Consider the following 21944-nt stretch of genomic DNA (forward strand, 5'->3'; position numbering starts at 1 on the left):
CCGGCTCATGCAAGGTGATGCGACGGATCTGGCGGCGGCGATCAGGCATGGCAGCCTGAGCGCTGCGGAGGCGATGCAGGCTTCCATCGATGCGGCTGCGCGGCAGGAGCCGCTCGGCGCCATCGCCTATCTCGATGCAGCGATGGGTCTTGCTTCGGCGGACGACAGTGACAGAGAACGGCGGAGCGAACCTGATCGCTTTGCCACGCGGGCCTTTGCCGGTGTGCCGACCTTGGCGAAGGATCTTGGCGGCCCCTTCGCCGGGCTGCCGGTGACGGCCGGTTCCTGCCTGCTCGAGAGAAAAGGTGGCGCAGCGGATTCCGATCTCGCTTCCCGTTTCCGCGATGCCGGCTTCTGTCTGTTCGGCCTGACGACGAGCCCGGAATTCGGCCTGTCGCTCGCCAGCGAACCGGCGATCGGGCCGCTCTGTCGCAATCCGCTCGATCCGGCGCGGACCGCTGGCGGCTCCTCCGGCGGTGCGGCGGCAGCAGTTGCCGCCGGGATCGTCGCCATTGCGCATGCCACCGATGCCGGCGGTTCGATCCGTGTGCCCGCCGCCTGCTGCGGCCTCGTCGGAATGAAGCCGACGCGCGGCGCCATCCCGGGTGGGCCATCCTTCGGCAACCACCTCGCCGGGATCGCGAGCGAACTGGCGGTCTGCCGGTCGGTGCGGGATACGGCGCTGATATTCGGTAGCCTGAGCGGCAATTCACGAGGTCCCTTTGCGGATCCCTACCCTGTCGATATCGACAACGGCCGTTTGCGGATCGGCTTCTTGACCGATACCGGTCCGGCCTATCCGACCGAGGCGGATCGGCTCGCGGCCGTCGAGGATGCGGCGCGTGCGCTCGAAAGCGACGGACACGAGATCGTTCCGCTGGCCTGGGCCGAGTTTGAATGGAGCGTCGCCGCCAGCGGCCGCGCCTTTGCCGATATCATCTCCGTCAATCTCGCGGCGCTCATCGAGGCGGCGGCTCTTGATGAAAGCAGGGCCGAGCCTCTGACGCAGGCTTTTGCTGCGCGCGGACGAGGGCTTGCGGTCACATCGCTGTGGAACACGCTGAACGAGGCCGTCCTGGTGAGCCATAAGCTCTGGACGCTGTTCGACAGGATCGATTGCATCCTCATGCCGATGCTGTCTTCCGCGCCTCTTGCGATCGGCTCCTTTCCGTCCGATCATGCCGACACGGATCTGCATCTCGAGCGGATGACGGCATTTGCGCCGCTTGCCTGCCTCGCCAATATTTCGGGTTTTCCTGCTTTGACGCTGCCTTTCGGACAGGATGAGCACGCCCTGCCGCTGCCGGTGCAGATCATGGCGCCGATGGGTCACGAACCGCGTCTCCTGTCGCTTGCCGCACGCCTGGAGGCCGAGGGGCGGTGGCAGCACCGTTTTCCCGTCGCAGGACTGCCGTCATGACCGGGCCGGTGCTGGAGATTGTCGGCGTCAGCAAGCGTTTTGGCACCAATCTCGCCAATGACGATATTTCCATGACGCTTACCAGGGGTGAGGTCGTGGCGCTGCTCGGCGAGAACGGTGCGGGCAAGACCACGCTGATGAGCATCCTTTTCGGCCATTACATGCCGGATGCCGGCCGCATTCTGATCGAAGGCACGGAGGTGCCGCAGGGCAAGCCGCGCGCGGCGATCCGCGCCGGCGTCGGCATGGTGCATCAGCATTTCTCGCTGGCGCCCAATCTGACCGTTCTCGAAAATGTCATGACCGGCACGGAAAAACTATGGTCCTGGCGCTCGGGAACAACAGCGGCGCGGAAGAAACTGCTGGCAATTTCCGAGCGCTTCGGCCTCAAGGTCGATCCGGACGTGCGCCTTGGCGACCTGTCGGTCGGCGAACAGCAGCGTGTCGAGATCCTCAAGGCGCTCTATAACGACGCCCGCATCCTGATCCTCGACGAGCCGACCGCAGTACTGACCAATATCGAGGCCGAACGGCTGTTCACGACGCTGAGGGAAATGGCTCGCCAAGGCCTGTCCTTGATATTCATCTCGCACAAGCTCGACGAGGTGATGGCTGCGGCCGACCGCATCGTCGTCCTGCGCGGCGGCAAGATGGTCGCCGAACGCAAGGCGTCGGAAACCAGCAAGGCGGAACTTGCCGAACTGATGGTCGGGCGTCGCGTGACGCGGCCCGTGCGCGAGGCGTCGACACCCGGCGCCGTTGCCCTCGAAGCGGCCGATGTGACGGTGCGCGCCGGCGGCATCGATCGGTTGAAATCGATCAGCTTCCGGCTGCACCAGGGCGAGATCCTCGGCATCATCGGCGTTTCGGGCAATGGCCAGGCGACGTTGGCACATCTTCTCTCCGGGATGCTGACGCGGAACGCCGGCGACCTTCTGCTGTTTGGCGAAGCCATCGGTAATCTCGGTGTCGCCGATGTCGTCGACGCCGGCATCGGCCGCATTCCCGAGGACCGCAATGAGGAGGGCGTGATCGGGGAAATGGCAATTTGGGAAAACGCCGTGCTGGAGCGCATCGCCTCACCGGCCTTTTCGCGCCGTGGTCTCGTCAACCGCAAGGCGGGCATGGCCTTCGCCAGGGAGATTATCGACGGGTTCGATGTCCGCGGCGGCGAGCCAGCGATCCGCACCCGGCTGCTCTCCGGCGGCAATATGCAAAAGCTCATTCTCGGCCGCAACCTGCATCGGCGGCCGCGCATCCTGATCGCCGCGCAGCCCGCGCGTGGCCTCGATGAAGGGGCAGTGGCCGCTGTCCACGCCCGCCTGCTCGAGGCCCGCCGGCAGGGTAGCGCCGTGCTGCTGATCTCGGAGGACCTCGACGAGGTGATCGCGCTTGCCGATCGCATCCAGGCGATCGTCGGGGGCCGCCTGTCACCGCCCGTCGAGGCCGAGAGCGCCGATGCTCGCAGGCTGGGGTTGATGATGGCCGGCGAATGGCAGGAAAACCCAGAGGCCGGCCATGCGATTTGAGCGCCGCGAACACCGTCCGCTTCACCTGCTGATCGTCACGCCTGTGATCGCGGTGATCGCAGCCCTGGCGCTGGCCGGTATCCTGATATCAATCGCCGGCGCGCCCGTGCTCGATGCCTATTGGCGCATCCTGACCGGCGCCTTCGGCTCGCGCCTGTCGGCGACCGAAACGCTGACGCGGGCAACGCCGCTGATGCTGACCGGGCTTGCCGCCGCCGTCGCCTTCCGGGCGCGGCTCTGGAATATCGGCGCCGAGGGCCAGTTCTATCTCGGTGCCATCGCCGTTGCGGCGGCAAGTTCGAAGCTGCTCGGCAATCTTCCCGCCCCCATTCTCATTCCGCTGCTGCTGCTGATCGGCGCCATTGCCGGCATGGTGCTGATCCTGATCCCGCTCTGGCTCAGGCTGCGCTTCTCGGTCGATGAGGTCGTCACCAGCCTGCTCCTGAATTTCATCGCCGTGCTCTTCGTCTCGATGCTGATCGATGGCGTTCTCAAGGATCCGCTTGCCTTCGGCTGGCCGCAGTCGCAATCTGTCAGCGATCACGCCATGCTGCCGAAGCTGATCGCCCGCTCGCGCCTGCATATCGGCTTTGCGATCGCGATCGCCCTTGCTGTCGTCGTCCATTTCGTCCAGTCCCGCACCGTATTCGGCATGCAGTCCCGCGCCGCCGGCCTCAATCCCGCTGGCGCGGTCTTTGCCGGCGTCCCCCTCGGCAGGACGCTGGTGAAGGTTGCCTGTCTCTCCGGCGGGCTTGCGGGGCTTTCGGGATCGATCGAGGTGATGGGCGTCAAAGGCTATGTGACGACCGACCTGTCGCCCGGTTTCGGCTATGCCGGCATCGTCGTCGCCATGCTCGCCAACCTCAATCCGCTGGGCGTCGTCTTCGCCGCCATTTTCACCGCCACCATGTTCGTGGGCGCCGACGGCATGAGCCGGGGCCTCGGCATCCCGACCTATATCGCCGATGTCACGGTGGCCCTGTCGCTGCTGACGATGCTGATCGCATTGTTCTTCACCCAATACAGGATCAGGCGATGACGCAATTGTTCGACATCATCGGTTCCGCGGGGCTCTGGGCGGCAATCCTGCGGATCGCCACGCCGCTGATTTTCGGGACGCTTGGTGCCTTGCTCTGCGAACGGGCCGGCGTGCTCAATCTCGGCATCGAAGGCATCATGACCTTCGGCGCGATGATCGGCTGGCTTTCCGTCTATCACGGCGCCGACCTCTGGACCGGCCTGCTGATCGCTGGAGTGGCCGGCGGCGTCTTCGGCCTGCTGCATGCGGGCCTGACGGTGACGCTCGGCCTCTCCCAGCATGTCTCCGGTCTCGGCGTCACGCTGTTTGCCTCCAGCTTCAGCTATTATGTCTTCCGGCTGATCGTGCCGCTTGCCAATACGCCGCCCACCATCGTGCCATTCCAGCCGATCGCCATTACCGGTCTTTCGACGCTGCCTTTCATCGGGCCGGCCTTCTTCACGCAGACGGCACCGACCTATCTTGCGATCGTTATCGCTCTGCTGATGGCCTACATCATCTTCCGCACGCCCGTCGGGCTTGCGATCCGCATGACCGGCGAAAACCCGCATGCGGCGGAAGCCCAGGGCGTCAATCCGATGAAGGTGCGTTACGGCGCGGTGATTGCTGGAAGCGCGCTGATGGGCATGGGCGGCGCTTTCCTGACTTTGTCGGCATTCAACAGCTTCTTCCCGACCATGGTGCAGGGGCGTGGCTGGATCTGCATCGCGCTCGTCGTCTTCGCCTCGTGGCGGCCGGGACGCGCGCTGTTCGGTGCTCTGCTCTTTGCCTTCTTCGATGCCTTCCAGCTTCGGCTGCAAACCGCACTCAGCGGGCTCGTGCCCTATCAGCTCTTCCTGATGACGCCCTATATCCTTTCCATTGCCGCCCTTGCCGTCATGGCCCGCCGCGCCCGCGTCCCTCAGGCACTGATGCAGCCCTATCGCCGCGGCGAACGCTGAACCACTTCTATCCAATGAGGCTCCGATGTTCGATCTGATCGTCAGAAATGCAAATCTCGCCGATGGCCGAAAGAATATCGATATCGGCATCCAGGGCGGCAAGATCATCGCTGTCGAGCGCAATCTCCAGGCGCAGGCGGGAGAAGAAATCGACGCGTCAGGCCGGCTGGTCAGCCCACCTTTCGTCGATCCGCATTTCCACATGGACGCCACGCTGTCGCTCGGCCTGCCGCGGATGAACGTCTCCGGCACCTTGCTCGAAGGCATCGCGCTCTGGGGGGAGCTGCGCCCGATCGTGACGAGGGAAGAACTGGTCGATCGCGCGCTGCGCTATTGCGATCTGGCGGTCACGCAGGGCCTACTCTTCATCCGCAGCCATGTCGATACCAGCGATCCCAGGTTGGTGACCGTCGAGGCGATGATCGAGGTTCGCGAGAAGGTCGCGCCCTATATCGATCTGCAGCTGGTCGCTTTTCCCCAGGACGGTTATTACCGCTCGCCGGGCGCAATCGATGCGCTCAACCGCGCCCTCGACATGGGCGTCGATATCGTCGGCGGCATTCCGCATTTCGAACGGACGATGGGCGAAGGCACGGCGTCGGTCGAGGCGCTCTGCCGCATCGCCGCCGATCGCGGCCTGCCGGTCGATATGCATTGCGACGAAACCGACGATCCGCTCTCGCGCCATATCGAGACGCTGGCTGCGGAAACCATCCGCTTCGGCCTGCAGAGGCGTGTCGCCGGCTCGCATCTGACCTCGATGCATTCGATGGACAATTACTACGTCTCCAAGCTGATCCCGCTGATGGCGGAGGCCGAGATCAATGTCATCCCCAATCCGCTGATCAACACCATGCTGCAGGGCCGGCACGACACCTATCCGAAACGCCGCGGCATGACCCGTGTTCGGGAATTGATGGATGCCGGGCTCAATGTCTCCTTCGGGCACGATTGCGTCATGGATCCCTGGTATTCGATGGGATCGGGCGACATGCTGGAGGTCGGCCATATGGCGATCCACGTCGCGCAGATGGCCGGCATCGACGATAAGAAGAGGATCTTCGACGCGCTGACCGTCAATTCGGCGAAGACGATGGGGCTTGATGGATATGGCCTCGAAAAGGGATGCAATGCCGATCTCGTCATCCTCCAGGCGAGCGACACGCTGGAAGCACTGCGGCTGAAGCCGAACCGCCTGGCGGTGATCCGCCGCGGCAAGGTCATCGCCCGCTCGGCGCCCCGCATCGGCGAGCTTTTCCTGGACGGGCGCCCGGCACGGATCGATGGTGGCCTGGACTACGTGCCTCGCTATTGAGGTGTCGGTTAGAGCCGGCGGCTGCCACTGCTCGCGGGGCGAGGGGACGTGCCCCGCGAGAGGTGAGCGAGGAACCGAGAGGTTGCGGCTATCCCCCTTCGCCCCGCGAGCGGGGAGAAGGTGGCGGTAGCCGGATGAGGGGCAGGTCGCGGCAATCTCCCCTCAGTGATTACTTCTTCGAAGCCTCGTAAAGCGCCTTGGTTTCGGCGTTCATCGGATAGAGGCCGGGCAACGGCACGCCTTCATCGATCCTGGTCATGATCCAGGCTTCCATGCGCTCCTGTTCCGGCGCTTCATCAAGCACGGCGCCGAGCAGATCGGCCGGGATCAGCACCGCGCCATCCTGGTCGACGACGATGATATCATTCGGAAAGACCGCCACACCGCCGCAGCCGATCGGCTGCTGCCAGGCGACGAAAGTGAGGCCGGCGACCGAGGGGGGCGCTGCGACGCCGCGGCACCAGACCGGCAGGTTGGTATCGAGCACGCCGGCAAGGTCGCGGATGACGCCGTCGGTGACGAGGGCTGCAACGCCTCTCTTCTGCATGCGGGCGCAGAGGATATCGCCAAAGATGCCGGCATCGGTGACGCCCATCGCGTCGACGACGGCGACACAGCCTTCCGGCATCGCCTCGATCGCGGCGCGGGTCGAGATCGGCGAGGCCCAGGATGCCGGCGTCGCCAGATCCTCGCGGGCCGGCACGAAGCGCAGGGTGAAAGCCGGGCCGACGATGCGCGGCTGGCCAGGCTTCAGGGGAACGGCGCCGCGGATCCAGACGTTCCGCAGGCCCTTCTTCAGAAGAACGGTCGTCAGGGTCGCCGTCGAGACGGTCTTGAGGGTTGCTATCGCTTCAGCGCTGAGGGCCATCGGTATTCGGTTCCAATTCGGTTTTCTGTCAGATGCTCTGGATCATGCCGCCATCGACGCGGATCACCGATCCGGTGAGATAGGAGGCAGGCTCGCTTGCCAGGAAGGTGACAACATTGCCATATTCTTCTGGCCGGCCATAGCGGCCGAGCGGAATGCTGCCGGTGCTTTCGGTGACGACGTCATCGATGGAGCGGTTTTCGCGTTTGGCCTTCTGCTCATCGAGGAAGGTGATGCGGCCGGTGGCGATCCGTCCCGGCAGGACGATGTTGACGGTGATGCCATCGCGCCCGACCTCGCGCGCCAGCGTTTTCGACCAGCCGACCAATGACAGGCGCAGCGCGTTGGAGATGCCGAGATTGGGGATCGGCGCGACCACGCCCGACGAGGTCGAGGTGACGATGCGCCCCCATTTGCGCGCCCGCATCTCAGGCAGCACGCGATCGGTAATGGCGATGACAGAAAGCACCATGCTCTGGAAATATTGGCTCCAGACCGTCGGGTCCTGGCCGGAGACGGTGGTCGGCGGCGGGCCGCCGGTATTGTTGACGAGGATGTCGACCGGCCCGAACTGCCGTTTGATTGCAGCGACATGCGCATCGATCGAACCGAGATCGGAAAGATCCCATTGTAGTGCCAGCGCCTTGCCGCCTTCGGATTCGATCGCAGCTGTGGTCTTCTCAGCGGCGGCGAGATCGATATCCGCTGCGGCAATTCTGGCGCCTTCGCGCGCAAGATTGACGGCAATCGCTCTGCCCAGTCCGCCGCCGGCGCCAAGCACCAGGGCCGTCTTGTCCTTCAGGCCGAAATCCATTTCATCTCCTCATATGGTCGGGCCATCTTTCGGAGCAATGGATCGTAAATAAAATATGGCTTCTTCTTCGTTCAAGAGATAGAAAAACTATCGATGGACACACGTTTTCTCGAGACCTTGCTCATGGTTGCCGAGCGGCACTCGCTGGCGGAGGCCGCTCAGCGGCTGAACCTCACGCCCGCGGCCGTTGCCCAGCGCATTCGTGCCTTGGAAGCCGAGCTTGGAGCGCGGCTGTTGATGCGCTCCGGCCGCGTCATGCGGCCGACGGAGGCCGGCTTTGCCATTCTCGACCGCTGCAGAGATCTGGTGCGCGATACACGCGACCTGAAGGCGATGGCCGGCACCGCGACGATCTCCGGCGAGATGCGGATCGGGGCGATCAATACGGCTCTGACGGGTCTCGTTCCCGACATTCTCCACCGTCTCGCCCAGGATTACCCGCTGATCGAGATCTTTATCAAGCCGGGCGCTTCGATGGACCTCTATACCGAGGTTCTGAACGGCATGCTGGACGCAGCCTTCATCATCGAGCCGCGATTTCCGATGCAGAAGACGCTGACCTTCAACACGCTGCGCAGGGAGCCGCTCGTGCTGATCGCGCCGCGGGACTGTGAGGGTTCAGATCCGCTTGAGCTGCTAAAGGCCTTGCCTTTCATCCGCTACGACCGCAACCAGTGGGGCGGCCACATCGCCGACGAATATCTGCGCGAGATCGGCATCAGACCAGTTGAGCGTTATGAACTCGATGCGCTGGAGGCGATCGCCGTGATGGTCAATCGCGGTCTCGGGATCTCGATCGTGCCAGATTGGGCGCCGCCATGGCCGGCCGGGCTCGACATCGTCAAGCTGCCGCTTCCCCGCGCCTCTGCCGTACGTACGGTCGGCATCGTCGTGACGCGCGCTTCGCCACGGGCAAACCTCGTCGCCGCACTTCTGGAGACCAGCCGTGCGGCGATAGAAGCCTGATCGGCTCAGGCGATCTTCTGGCGGACCGGCAGTTTCCAGCCGGGCCGGATGAAGTGGCAGGTATAGCCGTTCGGAATCCGCTCCAGATAATCCTGGTGCTCAGGCTCGGCCTCCCAGAAATCGCTGACCGGCACGACTTCGGTGACGACCTTACCGGGCCACAGGCCTGAGGCGTCGACATCGGCGATCGTATCCTTGGCGACGCGCTCCTGCTCGGGGCCGACGTAAAAGATTGCCGAGCGATAGCTCAAGCCGACGTCATTGCCCTGGCGGTTGCGCGTGCTCGGGTCATGGATCTGGAAGAAGAATTCGAGGATTTCCCGATAGCTGATCCTTGAGGGATCGAAGATGATCTCGATCGCCTCGGCATGGGTTCCGTGGTTGCGGTAGGTGGCATTGGCGACATCGCCGCCGGTATAGCCGACGCGGGTCGAAATCACGCCCTTGTAGCGGCGGATCAGGTCCTGCATGCCCCAGAAGCAACCGCCGGCGAGGACTGCACGTTCTTCGGTCATTGGATATCTCCTTGTTTGCCGAGAGATAGTGTTTCCCGCCGAAGATTTCCATACGGCGGAAATCAGCACAGCTGTGCAATTTCCGGCAACCACCCTTGATCCTGTCATGTCGATGTTACGCGCCGGCGCTAGCAAAGACTGGACAATCCCGTGGAGGCAGCGCCTCGACATTGATGGAGATGGGTTATGAACAGGCGTGAATTTCTGATCACATCGTCGGCTGCTGCCGGTCTTCTGGCTCTTCCGCGTTTCGCATCGGCGGCCGTCGGCACGATCGACCTCTACAGCGGTTCGGATGCCAACATCGTCGATCTCTGGAACAACATCATCCGCCCCGCCTTCGAAAAGGCGAATCCGGGTACTGCCCTGAAGGTCACTGATGCCGGCGACAATAACGGCCTGCGTGCCATCGCCGACCGTGCGCTCGCAGCGCTGAAAACGAAGACCGACCCGCAGGCCGACCTGTTCGAGCAGTTCGATCCGCGCCTGCCGTCCGGCGGCATCGATGCCGGCCTCTGGGTCAAATTCTCCGCCGAGAATATCGACGGCTACGACCATATCAATCCGCTGGCCTTCGATACCCCCTACTCGCTTCCCTATCGCGGCTCGCAGGTGTTGCTCGCCTACGACACGACCAAGCTCGACCCGAAGGATGCGCCGAAGAGCTGGGAGCAACTCACCGCCTGGATCAAGGCCCATCCCGGCCAGTTCATCTACAACAGACCCGACAAAGGCGGTTCGGGCAGCAACTTCGTTCGCCGTGCCATTCACGAGGTCAACGGTCGCGATCCGAAGAAATTCAAGGTCGATAATTTCACCGCTGACTTCGCCACCGAGGCGCTGACGCCGGCCTGGAAGATCCTCAACGATCTCGCCCCTTCGCTTTACGACAAGGGCGCTTACACATCGGGCAACACCCAGTCGATCCAGCTGCTCGCCCAGGGTGTCGTCACCATGGTTCCGGTCTGGTCGGACCAGGTGCTGCAGGCGATCGCCCAAGGTGTGCTGCCGGAGACGACCGGCCTGGTGCAGCTTGGCGATCTCGCCCTTTGCGGCGGTTTCTCCAGCATCACCGTGTTCTCGAACGGCGCCAACAAGGATGCGGCGCTGAAGCTTGCCGCCTTCATGCTGACGAAGGAAATGCAGGAAGCGATCATGACCCAGATCGGCGGCTTCCCCGCGATCTCCTGGGATCATATCTCCGACGATCTGCGCAAGAAATATGCCGACGTCATTCCATCGACCATCCCGACCTTCCCGAGCGGCGATTGGGAAAAGGCGATCAATGACGGCTGGTATCGCAACGTCGCTCCGGGCATCAGCCGCACCTGATGACCGCCGATATCGCGCCGGCGTTTCCCAGCCGTCACCACTCCATCGACAGGGGGAGCTCGATCGGGCTCCTCCTCGTCGCCCTGCCGGTCTTCCTGCTTGCATGGCTGATCGTCTTTCCGATCTTTTCGGCTGTTGTCGGCACCATCCTCGTTCGCGGTCCTGACGGAGCGAGGGAATTCTCGCTCGCCTCCTACCGCTTCTTCTTCACCGACGGCTACAGCCTCGGCAACCTCTGGCTGACGCTTTGGACCACCGCCATCTGCGGCATCCTGCTGCTGGCGATCGGCTTTCCGATCGCGCTTTATCTCCGCTTCTCGCAGGGGCGCCTTGCGGCTTATGTGCAGGGCCTGGCAATCTTTCCGATGTTCGTGCCGTCGATCATCCTCGCCTATGCGCTGATCCGGACAATCGGGCCGAACGGCACCGTCGACCTGCTGCTGAATTCGGTCGGCCTGCCCAAGCTGCGCACGCCCTACCTCACGCCATGGGGACCGGTCATCGGTCTCGTTTGGGATAATCTTCCGCTGACGGTGCTGATGCTGACGGCCGGGCTCTCCTCGGTCTCGAACAGCGCGATCGAGGCTGCCCGCGACGTCGGCGCAAGGCCGCTTCGTGTCTTCCTCTCGATCATCCTGCCGCGCATGGGCAATTCGCTGCTGGTGACGGCCTCCTTTGCGGTGCTCGGCATCTTCTCCGCCTTCACCCTGCCCTATGTGCTCGGCTCGGCATCGCCTGAAATGATGGGGCCGTTCATGCAGCGCACCTTCGCCGATATGAACGACCCGCTGAATGCCATGACCCAGGCGGTCATCACATTCGGCTTCTGCCTAGTCTTCGGCATCTTCTACATCCGGTCGATCGCCCGCAGCCGCGAGGCGCAGCCATGAGGGCGGCGAGAGCGAGCATCGGCCTCCGCTTCGACTGGATCGGCCTGCTCTTCGCGTGCTTGCTGACGCTGTTCATCGCGCTGCCGCTTGTTGTCGTCGGCACATGGGCTTTCACCGAGGTCTGGCGTTATCCCTCAGTCATCCCGCAGCAATTCGGTCTGCGTTTCTGGGGCCAGACGCTGGCACGAGGGGATGTCTGGGAGGCCCTCTTCCTCAGCCTGCGGCTGACGACGACGGTGACCCTTCTGTCCGCCGTCATCTGCCTGCCCGCGGCTTACGCCTTCGCCCGCATGCGTTTTCCGGGCCGAAACATCCTGTTCCTGTCGTTCCTGGCATCGCACGCCTTTCCGAAATTCGGCCTGCTCGTCGCCATCGCCGGCATCTTTCTGCAGCTCGGCTTGATCAGCACCTTCTGGGGCGTCGTGCTGATCCAGCTGGTCGGCACGCTGATGCTGATGGTCTGGATCCCGGTCGCAGCCTTCCAGAATGTCGACCGGCGCATGGAAGAGGCGGCCCGCGATGCCGGCGCCACACCGCTGCGCGTCTTCTGGTCGATCACGCTGCCGCAGGCGGCCCCGACGATATCAGCCGCCCTGCTCTTGACCTTCGTCGGCACCTTCTACGAAACCGAAGGCGCCTGGCTGATCGGCGCGCCCCAGGTCCGCACCATGCCGGTGCTGATGATCAGCTTCATCAACAACCAGATCGTCGTGCAATACGGCGCCGTACTGTCAGTCATGCTGTGGGTGCCGTCCTTCATCGCGCTGATGTTTGCCCGCCGGGTGGTCGGCACCGGCGCCTTTGCGAGAGGTTTTGGCGCGTGAGCTGCCGTCCATCAATTCAAGCAAGGCTTTGAGAATGGCACATCTGGCGATCGAGGGCGTTTCGAAGCTGTTCGGGACCAGCTTTGCTGTTCGCGACTTCTCGCTCGAAGTCGGCGACGGCGAACTCGTCTGCCTGCTTGGCCCATCCGGTTCCGGCAAGTCGACGCTGCTCAGGATGATCGGCGGCTTCGAGCGCCCGAGCGGCGGAATGATCCGCATCGATGCGAAAGATGTGACGACGCTGCCGCCCGAGCGGCGCCCGACCGGCATGGTGTTCCAGAGCCATGCGCTCTGGACGCATATGGATGTCTTCAACAACATCGCCTTCGGCCTGAAGCTCCGCCGGCTGCCGAAAGCGGAGATCCGTGAACGCGTCGAGAACGCTTTGACGCTGGTCGGTCTTGCCGAGTACTCCAGGCGGATGACGACGCAACTTTCAGGCGGGCAGCAGCAGCGCGTCGCGCTTGCCCGCTCGCTGGTGCTCGAGCCGAAGATCCTGCTGCTCGACGAGCCCTTCGCCAGCCTCGACCAGCACTTACGCGAGAGGCTGCGGGATGAGGTGCGCGATATCCAGCAGCGCCTCGGCATTACCACGCTCTTCGTCACCCACGGCCAGGACGAGGCCTTGGCGCTCGCTGACCGCATCGTCGTCATGCGCGACGGACGCACCGAACAGATCGCGCCGCCGAGCACCATCTACCGGCAACCGCAGACGGCCTTCGTCGCCGGTTTCATCGGCTCGATGAATTTTGTTGAGAGCCGCAGCAGAAACGGCGTCTGCGAACATCCGCTCTTCCCGCTTGCCGTTCCCGTCGAGGACGGACCGGTGACGCTGGCCGCGCGCCCGGAAGCGCTGACGATCCATCCCTCGGACCGGCCGGGTGCGGCGACGGTCCATCGCATCGTCGATTTCGGCACCCATAAGATGGTCGATGTCGATCTTGCCGACGGCACGCGCCTGAAGGCGATGGTGGCGCCGGACAATCGAATCCGGGCCGGGATGAGGGTCGAACCGAGCCTCACCAGCTTTTTCGTCTTCCGCGACAACGAACTCGTCCATCAGTCGATGCCGGCCGCCGGCAAAGCCGAGATCGAAGCGCTCCAGCGGGTTTGAACCGCCGGAATGCGCCGGTTCACGCCTTGCTCTGAAAACCTTCCAGCAGCCAGGGATGCAGCGCCTTGCTGGCGGCCAGGATATCGCCCCGGCCGTCGACGTCGGCGCCGGAAAAACGGCTGACGATGCCGCCCGCCTCTTCGACCATCAGTGCCGAGGCGCCGAAATCATGGATCGAAAGCCCGTCCTCGAAAAAGCCGTCCAGCCGGCCGCAGGCGACATAGGCGATCGACAGCGCCGCCGAGCCGAGGCGGCGCACGCCTGCCGTGTTGGCCATCAGGCGTTTGATGGCGTCGAAATAGGTTTCTTCCGCAACCGCTTTGACCTGGCCGGGGATCGGCAGGCCGGCGCCGACGAGCACGTTCTCGATATCGCCGACATCGGCGCAGCCGATGCGTTCGCCGTTGAGGTAGGCGCCGCCGCCGATCTCGGCGCTGAACAGTTCGTCCTGCATGGCGTCATAGACGACGCCGGCGACGAGCCTGCCGCCTTCGGCGATCGCGATCGTCATGCCGAAATGCGGGAGGCCCCAGGCGTAATTGGTGGTGCCGTCGATCGGGTCGATATAGATGATCGGCGTTTCCGGCCCGGCCGTGCGGTTGCCGACGGCTTCCTCGCCCTGGATGGCGTAGTCCGGGAAGGCTTTCGCCATCTCGCCGACGATGATCCTCTCGACGGCGACATCGATTTCGGTCTGATAGTCGCGCGGCGCCTTGGCGAGCATTTCTGCCGATGTCCGCCGGCGCAGCGAGCCCCGCGCGGTTTCGCCCGCCTTCAACACCGTTTCGGCAAGCACGACGAGGCGGGACGAGGCGGTCGGGGAAAGACGCGCAGAAATCGGGGAGGATGCCATGAAGAAAATCCGGATGCTGCTGATGGACGGAATGAATCGTGCGGAGCCAATCCCTTCGCAGAGGCCGATGATGGTTTTATGAACCTGCCTACGGCCCCGGTCCGATGATCTATAGCAAGCGGTCGGTCGCGGCGTCAAAGAGATGGATCTGGTCCGGATCGACCGACACGCCGATCGTGTCTCCCGCCTTGACCCTGTCGCGCCGCGTCTCGACGATCGTCAGTTCCGGCTGGGTCTCGGCGACGATGAAGGTCGACGAACCGGTGGATTCGACGAAGGCGATCGGCACATCGAAACTGCCATGCCCGGGCTCGACGACGCCGATATGCTCCGGCCGGATGCCGGCGATGAGCTTGCGGCCCGGCTCGATGGTGCGGGATATCGCCAGCTTTTGCTTCACCGTGCCGAAATCCAGGATCAGGCTCCTGCCGTCTTCCGCAGCGATCGCCGGAATGAAATTCATCGCCGGCGAACCGATGAAGCCGGCAACGAAGCGGTTTGCCGGCCGGTCGTAGAGGTCGAGCGGCGCGCCCTGTTGTTCGATGACGCCGTCGCGCATCACCACCACATGGTCGGCCATCGTCATCGCTTCGACCTGGTCGTGCGTGACGTAGACGAAGGTTGCGTGCAGCCGGTCGTGCAGCGACCGGATTTCCTTGCGCATGTGAACGCGCAGCGCGGCATCGAGATTGGACAGTGGCTCGTCGAACAGGAAGGCCTTGGGGTGGCGGATGATGGCGCGGCTCATGGCGACACGCTGGCGCTGGCCGCCGGAAAGCTCCCGCGGATAGCGCTTGAGGAGATGCGAGAGACCTGTCGTCGCCGCCACGTCCTCGGCGGCCTTCTTGGCCTCCGCCTTGGCGATGCCGCGGATGCGCAGGCTGTAGGTCAGGTTTTCCTCGACCGTCATATGCGGATAGAGCGCATAGGACTGGAACACCATGGCGACGTCGCGCTTGCGCGGCGGCACGCCGTTCATCAGCTCGCCGGCGATCCTGAGATCGCCTGTGGAAATGCTTTCGAGGCCGGCAAGCGAGCGCAGCAGCGTGGACTTGCCGCAGCCCGACGGGCCGACGAGCGCGACAAAGGTGCCCTTGGCGATCGAAAGGTCGATATTCTTCAGGGCATGGAAGGCGCCGTAATATTTGTTGACGCCTCTGAGCTCGATCTGCGTGGTCATTTGAGGGCTCCAGAGGTGAGGCCGGACACGATGCGGCGCTGCAAGAGAACGAAAATGGCAAGGATCGGCGTCACATACATCGTGGCGTAGGCCATGATGTTGTTCCACTCGTTGGTGTTCGGCCCCATGAAGGAATTGAGACCGACGCTGGCCGGCTGAAGGTCGACAGCCTGGATCATCGACTTCGAATAGACGAATTCGCCGAAGGCCTGCATGAAGATCAGGATGGCGCTGACCAGAATGCCATTGCGGGCAAGCGGCAGGACGATGTTGAAGAAAGCGCCGACACGGGAATTGCCGTCGACCAGGGCCGCCTCCTCCAGTTCCTGGGGAACGCTCATGAATGTGGCGCGCACCAGGATGACGAAGAAGGGCATGCTCTTTGCCGCGACAGCGATGATGACGGCAAGGCGCGGATAGTTCAGCATGCCGATCTGCGAAAAGCCGACGAAGATCGGTGTGATCATCAGCGAGGCCGGCAGAACCTGCAGCATGAGGATGAGAAAGAGGCCGACATCCACCCAGACATTGCGGTATCTGGCGAGCACATAGGCGCAGCCGACCCCGAGCAGGGTGATGAGCGCCATGGAGCCGAGCGCGATGACCAGCGAGTTCCAGAGATAACGGCCCATGTCGCGGCTTTCCCAGACATGGGCATAGGTGCCCCATTGCGGCGCTGAAGGCCAGAAGCTCGGCGGCGTGGCGAACATCTCCGAGCCGCTTTTCAGCGCGGTGACATACATCCAGTAGAGCGGGAAGAGATAGATCGCCGCCATGACGACCGAGATTACGAGCATCAGGCGATCGCGGTTCGTCGTATTCATCCGCGCACCTCGTGGCGTGTGGACCGGACATAGACGACGGACGCGAACATGACGAAGACGATCATGATGACCGAGATCGTTGCGCCCTTGGCGAAGTCGTATTGCCGGAAGGAGAGATCCCAGGCCCAGTATTGCGTGACATTCGACGAATTGTTCGGTCCGCCCGAGGTGATCGCGGCGAAAAGATCGAATTGCTGCAGGGTGAAGATCAGGCCGAGCGCGATGATGGCGCCGATGGTCGAACGCATCATCGGCAGCGTGATCGTCCAGAAGCGCTGCCAGACATTGGCTCCGTCGAGTTCGGCCGCTTCGTAGAGATCGGCCGGGATGCCGGCAAGACCGACGGACAGCAGGATCATGTTGAACGAGGTGCCGAGCCAGATATTGGCAATGATCACGGCATAGAGCGAATAATGCGGGTCCGAGCGCCAGAAGATGTTGCCGGAGATGACGCCGCTTTCCCTGAGGATGAAGTTCAGCACGCCGAAATCGCCCGAGAGAATCCAGTTCCAGATGGCGCCGACGACGAGGCCGGGCATCACCCAGGAGACGAGAAACAGGCCGCGCATCCACGAGGCGCCGGGAAAATTGACCCAGAAGAACAGCGCCAGGCCGAAGCCGATCAGGAACTGGCCGGCGATGGAGCCGGTGACGAAGATGAAGGTGTTGTAGAGGATCGGCAGCGTTTCCGGCTGCGCGAAGAGGTCGGTGTAATTCTTGAAGCCGACGAAGGGACGCGAGAAGGTCCCGAGGCTGAACATGTCGACCTCCTGGAAGCTCATCACGACATTGTAGATCAGCGGCAGCCCCGCCATCAGGAACAGAAAGCCGAGCGGGAAAGCGACGAGCACGATATCGAAACCGCGGCCGTCCCTGACGCTCATCAACATCCTCTTCATGGGTCCTCCGATACTCCGAACGGGGCCGCCTGGCGCATGATGCGGAAGACGGCCCCTGCCGGGAGGAAATGGTTTGATGGCTACTATGCCATCGGTGGATGATCCGTTGCGAGGTTTCCCCTTCTCCCCATCGGGGAGAAGAGGAGCAAGCGGCTCGTTCTCAGCTAATGATCAGCCTAAGACCGCCTTGATCTTGTCCGCGGCCTGATCGAGCGCGTCCTTCGGGCTCATCTGGCCGGTCAGTGCCGCCTGGATGGCGTCCTGAATCGCCTTGGAGATCTTCGGCCATTGCGGATGCGGGCCGCGCGGCTTGGCGTATTTCAGCTGTTCGAGGAAGACCTTGAGGGCTGCATCCTTCAGCGGCTGGCCGGTCTCGGGGATCGAGATGTCGGAACGGGCCGGAAGCTGGCCGAAGTTCTTGAACATCTTGTCGTCCTGCGAGGCGAAATATTCGAGCGCCTTGAAGGCTTCGGCCGGATGTTTGCTGGTGGCGAAGATCGCCCAGTTGAAGTCGCCCATGGCCGAGGAGCGTTCAGCCCCTTCCTTCGGAACCGGAAGCAGGGTGACGCCCCAGTCGAATTTCGCTTCCTGGGTCATGCGGTCGAGCTCCCAGGGGCCCGAGATCGCCATTGCCGCATTGCCTGAGTTGAAGGTGCCTGTGGAATCCCACTGGCCGCGCGTCAGCGTATCGGGAGAAGCAAGCTTCTCGTCCATGATCGTCTTCCAGATCCCGAGCGCCTTCACCGCACCATCGGCATTGATATGCTCATAGCTGCCGCCACCCATCTGGGCCCAGGGCAGGAACTGGAAGGTGCCCTCCTCATTGGCCTTGGCCGAGAAAGCGAGACCGTAGACGTTCTTGGCGGGGTCGGTCAGCTTGCGTGCATCCTCGACGAGCTCGTCCCATGTCTGCGGTGGCTTGTTCGGATCGAGACCCTTCGCCTTGAACAAGTCCTTGTTGTAGTAAAGCGCGATCGTGTTGGTCGCCTTCGGCACGCCAAAATACTTGCCGTCCCACTCGACCGATTTCAGCGGCCCGGGGAAATAATTGTCTGGCTTGATGACGGTCGACTTGGCGATCATGTCGGTGAGATCGAGGAAGGCGCCGCGCGACGAGAACAGCGCATGCTCCGGATTGTCGACGGCGATGATGTCGGGCGCCTGGCCGGTGGCGTAGGCGCGCATCGCCTCGGTGACGACGTCGTCGAACTGGATCAGCCTATATTCGATCTTGATGCCGTTGTTCTGGGCGTTGAACTCCTTGACGAGGTTCGGCGCCGGCTGGGTGTCCTTATCAAGCGACCAGAGCGTCAGCGTGACATCTTCGGCCTTGGCCGAAAGACCGAACAGCGAGGCGCCTGCAAGCGCCAGAGCGCCCAGAATTGCATATTTGCGGATAGCCATGGTTCTCCTCCTTTGTGGTTATCCCCGTTTCCGGCAATTCCTCCTTGCCGGAAACGATATCATCAGGCCGGATCGACGACGAATTCGCCGCCCCGGGCATGCTTGAGGTGGTTGAGCGCATAGACCTGGCCGGTCATTTCGAGCGCGTCGCGATAGACTGGGTCGTGCCAGCCTTCGATATCGATCGAGCCCGACCAGCCGGCCAGGCGCAGCTCGGAAATGATGTCGGTCCAGTTGCTGTCGCCGAAGCCCGGCGTGCGCATGAAGACGAACTTCTCCTTGCCGAAGATGCCGTGCTCCTTGATGACCTCCCAGCGGATGGTTGCGTCCTTGCCGTGGACATGGAAGAACTTGTGCGCCCATTTGCGGATCTGCGGTAGGGGATCGATCAGATAGACCATCTGATGGCACGGTTCCCATTCCAGCCCGATATTATCATCAGGCGTCTCGTTGAAGATGAGTTCCCAGGCATCGGGATTGTGGGCGATGTTCCAGTCGCCGGTGGCCCAATTGCCGTCCATGGCGCAGTTTTCGAAGGCGATCTTGATGCCCTTGTCGGCGGCCCGCTTGGCAAGCTCGCTCCAGACTTGCTTGTAGCGCGGCAGGCTGTCGGTCAGCGGCTTGCCGCGGACGCGGCCGGTGAAGCCGGCGATGCAGGTTGCGCCGAAATGATGGGCGTTGTCGATGCAGTCCTTCCAGCCTTGCAGCGTCTCGAGGTCGATTTCGGTTTCTTCCAGCGGATTGCCGAACATGCCGAGAGTCGAGATGGTGATGTCGCGGTCGCCGATCGCATCGAGGCAGCGCTTGCCGAGCTCGGCGAGATTCTGCCCCTTGGTCGTCTGCCAGAAGAAGGGCTCGAAGCTTTCGAAGCCCAGGTCGGCGATCTCGCCGATACGTGCGGCGGCATCGCCCTTGTTGCCGCTGACCATGGTGCCGATGCGAATGGATTTTGCAGGGTTGCTCACGTCACTTGATCCTATGCTGAAATTTCGATGCGCCGGCCGGTCTTGGCGCTTTCGATCGCGCCGAAGACCATGGCGAGGCTTCGGATATTGTCGGAATTGACCGTCTCCGGCTGTTTGCCGGTGCGGATCGCCGCTACGAAATCGGCGATAACGCTGGCATGGCCGTGGGTCTCCTCGTCATGTTCCGGACCGGGAACGTTTACGGAGGCAGAGCCACGCAAGAGGCCGGGCTCTTCGCCGGCAATAGTCGCCTTGAAACTCTCTTCGCCGTCCCAGGTGAGCATTCCGTTCGAGCCGACCAGACGCCACTGGCTTTCCCAACTGGTGCGCTCGCCTTCGGCGCACCAGGAACCGCGATAGGTGAAGACGATGTCGTCGGAAAATTCAAAGATGGCATTGGCCGAAGCGCCGTGCCGGTACCAGGAACCCTTCGGATTGCGCTCGACGCAATAGACGGCAAGTGGCTTCCGGTCGGCGACGTAACGGGCGGCATCGAAGGTGTGGATCGCCATGTCGAGAAGCAGGACGTTGTCCATCTCTTCGCGGAAGCCGCCGAAATGCGGGGCGAGGAAGAAGTCGCAATGGATGCCGGTCAATTCGCCGATCGCGCCGCTGTCGACGAAGCGGCGCAGGCGCCTGACCCCCGATATGAAGCGGCGGTTCTGGATGACGGCGTGAATCCGGCCGGTCTCTGCGGCGAGATCGATAAGCGCGGCGCCCTCGGCAAGCGAGGCCGCCATCGGCTTTTCGCTGAGCACGTGGCAGCCGGCCTTGAGTGCGCTGGAAACGACGTCGTAGCGTGCGGCCGGAATGACGATGTCGAAGACCAAGTCGGCCTTAGTGGCCGCGATGACGTCGGACAGGTCCGAACCGATGACGGCGCCTTCAAGGCCGAACTCCGCGGCAAGCTTTTCCGCCGTCTCCCGGTTCAGGTCGACGAGGCCGACGATGGTGATGGAATCGGCCAGCAGAGGGTTGGAAGCGATGGCGCGCAACCAACCTTTGGACATAGCTCCGCACCCGCACAGAATGGCACTGAATTTCACGATTTCCTCCGAGGGAATGGCGTCAACTCCTAGTGACACGCACTCCGTAAACGTTTACGAATGTATGCGGAAACATTTTGTCGTGTCAATAGAGGCGAAATGCGAAATTGCAGACTGAAGGAAAATCGCAGTCGATGAAGGGGATTCGCCAGCTTGCCGAACACCTGGATATTTCGATCGGCACGGTCTCGCGCGCGCTGAACGGCAAGCCCGATGTCAACGAGGAAACCCGCCGGCGCGTGCTGGCTGCGGCCGAGGAGCTCGGCTATGTCGCGAACCAGTCTGGGCGGAGCCTGCGGCAGGGAGAGACGAAGGTCATCGGGTTGATGATCGAATCCAGCAAGGAGACGGTCGAGAATGCCGACAACTTCTTCCTCGGCGTCACCAGCGGTCTGCAGAGCGTCTTTGCCCGCCACAAGCTCGACCTCGTGATGCTGCCCTGCCCGAGCGATGAGGACCCGCACGAATATTTGAAGCGGATGGTGGCGCGGCGTATCGTCGATGCGATGATCATCTCGGATACGCAGCGCGTCGACCGGCGCATCGACTTTCTGTCGCGGGCGAAGATCCCCTTTGTGGCGCTCGGCCGCAGCCTTTCAGCCGCCAATTTTCCATGGATCGATCTCGATTTCGAGGGCGTGGCCGATCACGCCGTCGAACGGCTGACTGCGCGCGGCCACCGTCGGATTGCGATCACCGCGCCGTCGAGCGAGGCCAATCTCGGTTATCTCTTTGTCGAAAGCTATCGCCGCGCGCTCGAGCGGCACGATATTGCCTTCGACCCGGCACTTGTCATCCACGTCAAGTCGAGCGAACAGGGTGGCTATCAGGCAGCCCATGAATTGCTGCTGCTCGAAGAGCGGCCGACGGCGGTGATCCTGATCTATGAGCTGATGGCGATCGGCCTTTACCGCCGCCTGATGGAATCGGGCGTCATGCCTGGCCGCGATCTTGCGGTGATCGGCTTTCGTGATGCCCCGCGCGCCCGGTTTCTGCAGCCGTCGCTGACCTGCTTCCGCATCTCGCTCTACGATCTCGGCGTCGATCTGGGCCGGATGCTTCTCGCCAACATGCCAGCCTATCGAGATTTCTATCCGGGAGGCGAGCGCAACATCATCTGGCCCCTCGAACTGATGCCGGGCGAAAGCGATGCGTTCGATGTTGGGGCCATGGTCTGAAGGTGGCAGGTTGGATATAGTCCCTGCT

21 protein-coding genes are annotated in these 21944 nt (G+C 62.9%); 11 read left to right on the forward strand and 10 right to left on the reverse strand.

The features are described from left to right. Window positions 1–7: 7 nt before the first annotated feature. From CO667_RS10870 to CO667_RS10890, 5 genes are read left to right on the forward strand one after another with little or no spacing between them, the layout of a single operon-like run. Window positions 8–1420: an amidase gene (locus tag CO667_RS10870; protein ID WP_097618380.1), complete on the forward strand. Its 1413-nt coding sequence runs from the start codon at window positions 8–10 to the stop codon at window positions 1418–1420. Continuing rightward, entirely contained in the window at window positions 1417–2949 is a 1533-nt protein-coding gene (locus CO667_RS10875) for an ABC transporter ATP-binding protein (protein WP_097618381.1), read from the forward strand. The genes CO667_RS10870 and CO667_RS10875 overlap by 4 nt, the downstream gene beginning before the upstream one ends. Beyond that, complete coding sequence (locus tag CO667_RS10880; protein ID WP_097618382.1) at window positions 2939–3988, forward strand: ABC transporter permease; 1050 nt, start codon at window positions 2939–2941, stop codon at window positions 3986–3988. The genes CO667_RS10875 and CO667_RS10880 overlap by 11 nt, the downstream gene beginning before the upstream one ends. Then, the gene (locus CO667_RS10885) at window positions 3985–4929 is read left to right on the forward strand and encodes an ABC transporter permease (protein ID WP_097618383.1); all 945 of its coding nucleotides are present in this window, start codon (window positions 3985–3987) and stop codon (window positions 4927–4929) included. The genes CO667_RS10880 and CO667_RS10885 overlap by 4 nt, the downstream gene beginning before the upstream one ends. Window positions 4930–4954: 25 nt before the next feature. Then, window positions 4955–6244 (forward strand): amidohydrolase family protein, encoded by a 1290-nt coding sequence (locus CO667_RS10890; protein WP_097618384.1) that lies wholly within the window; start codon window positions 4955–4957, stop codon window positions 6242–6244. 169 nt (window positions 6245–6413) lie between these two features. On the opposite strand, the gene CO667_RS10895 is transcribed toward CO667_RS10890, so the two are convergent. Further along, on the reverse strand, window positions 6414–7112 hold the full coding sequence (locus CO667_RS10895; RefSeq protein ID WP_097618385.1) for a ribonuclease activity regulator RraA: 699 nt from the start codon (window positions 7110–7112) through the stop codon (window positions 6414–6416). 28 nt (window positions 7113–7140) lie between these two features. Beyond that, a complete protein-coding gene (locus CO667_RS10900) occupies window positions 7141–7926 on the reverse strand; it encodes an SDR family oxidoreductase (RefSeq protein WP_097618386.1) in 786 nt (261 codons plus the stop codon). A 93-nt stretch (window positions 7927–8019) separates the two neighbouring features. On the opposite strand from CO667_RS10900, the gene CO667_RS10905 reads away from it, so the two are divergent. Continuing rightward, on the forward strand, window positions 8020–8892 hold the full coding sequence (locus CO667_RS10905) for a LysR family transcriptional regulator (protein WP_097618387.1): 873 nt from the start codon (window positions 8020–8022) through the stop codon (window positions 8890–8892). Between the two features lie 5 nt (window positions 8893–8897). On the opposite strand, the gene msrA is transcribed toward CO667_RS10905, so the two are convergent. Further along, window positions 8898–9407, reverse strand: coding sequence for a peptide-methionine (S)-S-oxide reductase MsrA (gene msrA / locus CO667_RS10910; RefSeq protein WP_097618388.1), 510 nt, complete (start codon window positions 9405–9407; stop codon window positions 8898–8900). A gap of 186 nt (window positions 9408–9593) precedes the next feature. Here msrA and CO667_RS10915 point away from each other — a divergent pair, with 186 nt between their 5' ends. From CO667_RS10915 to CO667_RS10930, 4 genes are read left to right on the forward strand one after another with little or no spacing between them, the layout of a single operon-like run. Next, complete coding sequence (locus tag CO667_RS10915; protein ID WP_097618389.1) at window positions 9594–10739, forward strand: extracellular solute-binding protein; 1146 nt, start codon at window positions 9594–9596, stop codon at window positions 10737–10739. Continuing rightward, entirely contained in the window at window positions 10739–11629 is an 891-nt protein-coding gene (locus CO667_RS10920) for an ABC transporter permease subunit (protein WP_097618390.1), read from the forward strand. Before CO667_RS10915 ends, CO667_RS10920 begins: the two co-directional genes overlap by 1 nt. Continuing rightward, window positions 11626–12453, forward strand: a complete 828-nt coding sequence (locus CO667_RS10925; RefSeq protein ID WP_097618391.1) for an ABC transporter permease subunit — start codon at window positions 11626–11628, stop codon at window positions 12451–12453. Before CO667_RS10920 ends, CO667_RS10925 begins: the two co-directional genes overlap by 4 nt. Before the next feature lie 34 nt (window positions 12454–12487). Then, entirely contained in the window at window positions 12488–13567 is a 1080-nt protein-coding gene (locus tag CO667_RS10930; RefSeq protein WP_097618562.1) for an ABC transporter ATP-binding protein, read from the forward strand. Between the two features lie 19 nt (window positions 13568–13586). Here the strand turns inward: CO667_RS10930 and CO667_RS10935 are convergent, their stop codons facing one another. The 7 genes from CO667_RS10935 to CO667_RS10965 form a co-directional block, all read right to left on the reverse strand. Beyond that, window positions 13587–14420 (reverse strand): inositol monophosphatase family protein, encoded by an 834-nt coding sequence (locus CO667_RS10935; RefSeq protein ID WP_097618392.1) that lies wholly within the window; start codon window positions 14418–14420, stop codon window positions 13587–13589. A gap of 109 nt (window positions 14421–14529) precedes the next feature. Continuing rightward, window positions 14530–15600 carry an ABC transporter ATP-binding protein gene (locus CO667_RS10940; RefSeq protein ID WP_097618393.1) on the reverse strand — a complete coding sequence of 357 codons (1071 nt, stop codon included), beginning with the start codon at window positions 15598–15600 and terminating at the stop codon, window positions 14530–14532. Next, window positions 15597–16424, reverse strand: coding sequence for a carbohydrate ABC transporter permease (locus CO667_RS10945; protein ID WP_097618394.1), 828 nt, complete (start codon window positions 16422–16424; stop codon window positions 15597–15599). The genes CO667_RS10940 and CO667_RS10945 overlap by 4 nt, the downstream gene beginning before the upstream one ends. Beyond that, the gene (locus tag CO667_RS10950) at window positions 16421–17323 is read right to left on the reverse strand and encodes a sugar ABC transporter permease (protein WP_097618395.1); all 903 of its coding nucleotides are present in this window, start codon (window positions 17321–17323) and stop codon (window positions 16421–16423) included. Before CO667_RS10950 ends, CO667_RS10945 begins: the two co-directional genes overlap by 4 nt. Before the next feature lie 171 nt (window positions 17324–17494). After that, window positions 17495–18727: a sugar ABC transporter substrate-binding protein gene (locus tag CO667_RS10955; RefSeq protein WP_097618396.1), complete on the reverse strand. Its 1233-nt coding sequence runs from the start codon at window positions 18725–18727 to the stop codon at window positions 17495–17497. 62 nt (window positions 18728–18789) lie between these two features. Further along, on the reverse strand, window positions 18790–19692 hold the full coding sequence (locus tag CO667_RS10960; RefSeq protein WP_097618397.1) for a sugar phosphate isomerase/epimerase: 903 nt from the start codon (window positions 19690–19692) through the stop codon (window positions 18790–18792). A gap of 11 nt (window positions 19693–19703) precedes the next feature. Continuing rightward, a complete protein-coding gene (locus CO667_RS10965; protein WP_097618398.1) occupies window positions 19704–20738 on the reverse strand; it encodes a Gfo/Idh/MocA family oxidoreductase in 1035 nt (344 codons plus the stop codon). A gap of 134 nt (window positions 20739–20872) precedes the next feature. Between CO667_RS10965 and CO667_RS10970 the strand changes: the two genes are divergently transcribed. Beyond that, window positions 20873–21916, forward strand: coding sequence for a substrate-binding domain-containing protein (locus CO667_RS10970; RefSeq protein ID WP_097618399.1), 1044 nt, complete (start codon window positions 20873–20875; stop codon window positions 21914–21916). The last annotated feature ends 28 nt before the right edge of the window (window positions 21917–21944 follow it).

The organism is Rhizobium sp. L43, from assembly GCF_002531725.1.
Lineage (GTDB): Bacteria > Pseudomonadota > Alphaproteobacteria > Rhizobiales > Rhizobiaceae > Rhizobium.